Below are 5,535 nucleotides of genomic sequence, written 5' to 3'. Positions count from 1 at the left end.
GCGCGTCCGCTCCTTGAGAACTCAACAGCGTGCCGAAAGTCAGTGCCAAGTAACAAATCCCTGGGCACTGCGGTCTTTGATCGTGGTGTTTGGGTTCCTTTGGTTGATTGAACGAGAGTGCCAACTCTTGGTCTCAGCCTTGATCAAATCATCTACGGAGAGTTTGATCCTGGCTCAGGACGAACGCTGGCGGCGTGCTTAACACATGCAAGTCGAGCGAGGCCCTCCTTCGGGGGGTGCCCTAGCGGCGAACGGGTGAGTAACACGTGGGCAACCTGCCCTCAGCTCTGGGATAACTCCAAGAAATTGGTGCTAATACCGGATGTGACCGCTGACCGCATGGTCTGGTGGTGGAAAGATTCATCGGCTGAGGATGGGCCCGCGGCCTATCAGCTTGTTGGTGGGGTAATGGCCCACCAAGGCGACGACGGGTAGCCGGCCTGAGAGGGTGACCGGCCACACTGGGACTGAGACACGGCCCAGACTCCTACGGGAGGCAGCAGTGGGGAATATTGCGCAATGGGCGAAAGCCTGACGCAGCGACGCCGCGTGAGGGATGACGGCCTTCGGGTTGTAAACCTCTTTCAGTAGGGACGAAGCGAAAGTGACGGTACCTACAGAAGAAGCACCGGCCAACTACGTGCCAGCAGCCGCGGTAATACGTAGGGTGCAAGCGTTGTCCGGAATTATTGGGCGTAAAGAGCTCGTAGGCGGTCTGTCACGTCGGCTGTGAAAACCCGAGGCTCAACCTCGGGCCTGCAGTCGATACGGGCAAACTAGAGTACTGCAGGGGAGACTGGAATTCCTGGTGTAGCGGTGAAATGCGCAGATATCAGGAGGAACACCGGTGGCGAAGGCGGGTCTCTGGGCAGTAACTGACGCTGAGGAGCGAAAGCGTGGGGAGCGAACAGGATTAGATACCCTGGTAGTCCACGCCGTAAACGTTGGGCGCTAGGTGTGGGGGCCATTCCACGGTCTCCGTGCCGCAGCTAACGCATTAAGCGCCCCGCCTGGGGAGTACGGCCGCAAGGCTAAAACTCAAAGGAATTGACGGGGGCCCGCACAAGCGGCGGAGCATGTTGCTTAATTCGATGCAACGCGAAGAACCTTACCTAGGCTTGACATGCACGGAAATCTCGTAGAGATACGGGGTGCCTTTGGCGTCGTGCACAGGTGGTGCATGGTTGTCGTCAGCTCGTGTCGTGAGATGTTGGGTTAAGTCCCGCAACGAGCGCAACCCTCGTCCTATGTTGCCAGCACGTCATGGTGGGGACTCATAGGAGACTGCCGGGGTCAACTCGGAGGAAGGTGGGGATGACGTCAAATCATCATGCCCCTTATGTCTAGGGCTGCAAACATGCTACAATGGCCGGTACAAAGGGCTGCGATACCGCGAGGTGGAGCGAATCCCAAAAAGCCGGTCTCAGTTCGGATTGGGGTCTGCAACTCGACCCCATGAAGTTGGAGTCGCTAGTAATCGCAGATCAGCAACGCTGCGGTGAATACGTTCCCGGGCCTTGTACACACCGCCCGTCACGTCACGAAAGTCGGTAACGCCCGAAGCCGGTGGCCCAACCCTTGTGGAGGGAGCCGTCGAAGGCGGGATCGGCGATTGGGACGAAGTCGTAACAAGGTAGCCGTACCGGAAGGTGCGGCTGGATCACCTCCTTTCTAAGGAGCACTGGCCGCACTCCTCGTGGGTGTGGTCCAGAGCCGTGCGCGGACCGTGAAGGTCCACCAACTGTGGTGGGTCTCGGGTGTTCGTGACGGAGCTCGAGGGTGGAACGCTGACCAGTTCGGCCAGGTGCTCAAGCTTGCTGCTCGTACGGCTCTCTTCGGGGAGTGTGGATCGTGGTGGGTGTGGGTGGTCTGGTCGTAGGCACGCTGTTGGGTCCTGAGGGAGCGGACTTTCTAGGTTCGTTGCTTCTGCGGAGATCCACTGGATGTCGTACCGCCCAGTTTGGTCTGGGGTCTGGCGGTGTCGGGATGTGGGTGATCGTCCGTACTTTGAGAACTGCACAGTGGACGCGAGCATCTAGTAGTACTCAAGTATCTGGATGCCTGCGCTGATCCGCGTACTGCATGTCGTGTGGGCCGTGCTCCTTCGGGGGTGGGGCTCTCGTGGTGTGGTGGTGGGTGGGCGTGGGTGTTGTTTGTGTGGTCAAGTTGTTAAGGGCACACGGTGGATGCCTGGGCACCAGGAGCCGATGAAGGACGTAGGAGGCTGCGATAAGCCTCGGGGAGCTGCCAACCGAGCGTTGATCCGAGGATTTCCGAATGGGGGAACCCCGCACCAGTCATGTGGTGTGACCCGCGCCTGAACACATAGGGCGTGTGGAGGGAACGTGGGGAAGTGAAACATCTCAGTACCCACAGGAAGAGAAAACAACCGTGATTCCGTGAGTAGTGGCGAGCGAAAGCGGATGAGGCTAAACCGATCGCATGCCAAGCCGGCAGGCGTTGTGTGGTCGGGGTCGTGGGACGATTCAGCATCTTCTGCCGAGGGTGCAGGGAGTCAGAAAGCCATGTGTTAGTGGAAGGCCTCTGGAAGGGGTCGCCGTAGAGGGTGAGAGCCCCGTACACGAAAACTCATGGCCTCTCGAGTCGTATCCCAAGTAGCACCGAGCCCGTGAAATTCGGTGTGAATCTGGCGGGACCACCCGCTAAGCCTAAATACTCCCTGGTGACCGATAGCGGACAAGTACCGTGAGGGAAAGGTGAAAAGTACCCCGGGAGGGGAGTGAAATAGTACCTGAAACCGTGTGCCTACAAGCCGTGAGAGCCTTATCCGCTTCGGTGGAGGGGTGATTGCGTGCCTTTTGAAGAATGAGCCTGCGAGTTAGCGGTACGTGGCGAGGTTAACCCGTGTGGGGTAGCCGTAGCGAAAGCGAGTCCGAACAGGGCGACACAGTCGCGTGCTCTAGACCCGAAGCCGAGTGATCTACCCATGGCCAGGTTGAAGCGCGGGTAAGACCGCGTGGAGGACCGAACCCACTTAGGTTGAAAACTGAGGGGATGAGCTGTGGGTAGGGGTGAAAGGCCAATCAAACTCGGTGATAGCTGGTTCTCCCCGAAATGCATTTAGGTGCAGCGTCACGCGTTTCTTGCCGGAGGTAGAGCACTGGATGGCCTAGGGGCCCCACAAGGTTACTGAAGTCAACCAAACTCCGAATGCCGGTAAGTGAGAGCGTGGCAGTGAGACTGCGGGCGATAAGGTTCGTAGTCGAGAGGGAAACAGCCCAGATCATCAGCTAAGGCCCCTAAGCGTGTGCTAAGTGGAAAAGGATGTGGGATCGCAGTGACAACCAGGAGGTTGGCTTAGAAGCAGCCACCCTTGAAAGAGTGCGTAATAGCTCACTGGTCAAGTGGTTCCGCGCCGACAATGTAGCGGGGCTCAAGCACACCGCCGAAGCTGTGGCATTCACATGAACCCGTCGGTGCCCTTCGGGGTGCCGGCCAGGTGTGTGGATGGGTAGGGGAGCGTCGTGTGGCCGTGGAAGCGGCGGAGTGATCCAGCCGTGGAGGCCACACGAGTGAGAATGCAGGCATGAGTAGCGAAAGGGGAGTGAGAAACTCCCCCGCCGGATGACCAAGGGTTCCTGGGCCAGGCTAATCCGCCCAGGGTGAGTCGGGACCTAAGGCGAGGCCGACAGGCGTAGTCGATGGACAACGGGTTGATATTCCCGTACCCGCGAAAGAACGCCCATGCTGAACCCAGCGATACTAACCGTCCAAAGCCGGTGACTGGCCTTCGGGTCTGATCCGGTGGAGCGCGGGACCTGGACTGGTAGTAGGCAAGCGATGGGGTGACGCAGGAAGGTAGTCCTACCGGTGAGTGGTAGTACCGGTGCAAGGGTGTGGCCCGCGATGTAGGCAAATCCGCATCGCATCAGGGTGAGACCCGACGCATAGCCGAATGAGGCGAATTGGATGATCCTATGCTGCCGAGAAAAGCCTCTAGCGAGTTCTTAGCGGCCCGTACCCCAAACCAACTCAGGTGGTCAGGTAGAGAATACCAAGGCGATCGAGCGAACTGTGGTTAAGGAACTCGGCAAAATGCCCCCGTAACTTCGGGAGAAGGGGGGCCATCTGCTGTGAACCGCCTTGCGCGGGGCAGCGGTGGGTGGCCGCAGAGACCAGTGAGAAGCGACTGTTTACTAAAAACACAGGTCCGTGCGAAGTCGAAAGACGATGTATACGGACTGACGCCTGCCCGGTGCTGGAACGTTAAGGGGACGGGTTAGCTCTTCGGGGCGAAGCTCAGAACTCAAGCGCCAGTAAACGGCGGTGGTAACTATAACCATCCTAAGGTAGCGAAATTCCTTGTCGGGTAAGTTCCGACCTGCACGAATGGCGTAACGACTTCTCAGCTGTCTCAACCACAGGCTCGGCGAAATTGCACTACGAGTAAAGATGCTCGTTACGCGCGGCAGGACGGAAAGACCCCGGGACCTTCACTATAGCTTGATATTGGTGTTCGGTTCGGCTTGTGTAGGATAGGTGGGAGACTGTGAAGCGGGCACGCCAGTGTTCGTGGAGTCATCGTTGAAATACCACTCTGGTCGAATTGGATGTCTAACCTCGGTCCGTGATCCGGATCAGGGACAGTGTCAGGTGGGTAGTTTAACTGGGGCGGTTGCCTCCCAAAATGTAACGGAGGCGCCCAAAGGTTCCCTCAGCCTGGTTGGCAATCAGGTGTCGAGTGCAAGTGCACAAGGGAGCTTGACTGCGAGACCGACGGGTCGAGCAGGAGCGAAAGCTGGGACTAGTGACCCGGCACCGGCATGTGGAAGCGGTGTCGCTCAACGGATAAAAGGTACCCCGGGGATAACAGGCTGATCTTCCCCAAGAGTCCATATCGACGGGATGGTTTGGCACCTCGATGTCGGCTCGTCGCATCCTGGGGCTGGAGTAGGTCCCAAGGGTTGGGCTGTTCGCCCATTAAAGCGGTACGCGAGCTGGGTTTAGAACGTCGTGAGACAGTTCGGTCCCTATCCGCCGTGCGCGTAAGAGACTTGAGAAGAGCTGTCCCTAGTACGAGAGGACCGGGACGGACGAACCTCTGGTGTGCCAGTTGTTCCGCCAGGAGCACTGCTGGTTGGCTACGTTCGGCAGGGATAACCGCTGAAAGCATCTAAGCGGGAAGCTCGCTTCAAGATGAGGTCTCTCACCGGGTCAACCGGGTAAGGCCCCCGCCCAGACCAGCGGGTTGATAGGCCGGAAGTGGAAGCGGCGCAAGTCGTGGAGCTGACCGGTACTAATAGGCCGAGGGCTTGACCACTCAACACCCAGCTATCTTGCGTGTCTCGCGTCCACTGTGTGGTTCTGAACGTACGGAACCCACCCCACCCACATCACCGGGATCGTTCCGGTGGTGGCGGGGTGTGGGGTGGGGGACAAGTTCACAGTGTTACGGCGGTCATGGCGAAAGGGAAACGCCCGGTCTCATTCCGAACCCGGAAGCTAAGCCTTTCAGCGCCGATGGTACTGCCCGGGGGACCGGGTGGGAGAGTAGGACGCCGCCGGACATAACTC

General features: G+C 58.7%; 3 rRNA genes. All 3 read left to right on the top strand.

The window, feature by feature from the left end:
• The first annotated feature begins 151 nt into the window (after nucleotides 1-151).
• The 3 genes from HLA93_RS20165 (at nucleotide 152) to rrf (ending at nucleotide 5,528) form a co-directional block, all read left to right on the top strand.
• Nucleotides 152-1,671: ribosomal RNA gene (locus HLA93_RS20165) — 16S ribosomal RNA — on the top strand.
• 488 nt (nucleotides 1,672-2,159) lie between these two features.
• Nucleotides 2,160-5,281, top strand: a 23S ribosomal RNA gene (locus tag HLA93_RS20160).
• 130 nt (nucleotides 5,282-5,411) lie between these two features.
• Nucleotides 5,412-5,528: ribosomal RNA gene (gene rrf, locus HLA93_RS20155) — 5S ribosomal RNA — on the top strand.
• Together the 16S, 23S and 5S rRNA genes form the textbook arrangement of a ribosomal RNA operon.
• The last annotated feature ends 7 nt before the right edge of the window (nucleotides 5,529-5,535 follow it).

Origin of the sequence: Modestobacter italicus (genome assembly GCF_019799965.1) — a bacterium.
Classification (GTDB): Bacteria; Actinomycetota; Actinomycetes; order Mycobacteriales; family Geodermatophilaceae; genus Modestobacter; species Modestobacter italicus_A.
This window is presented reverse-complemented; position numbering and strand designations above follow the sequence as displayed.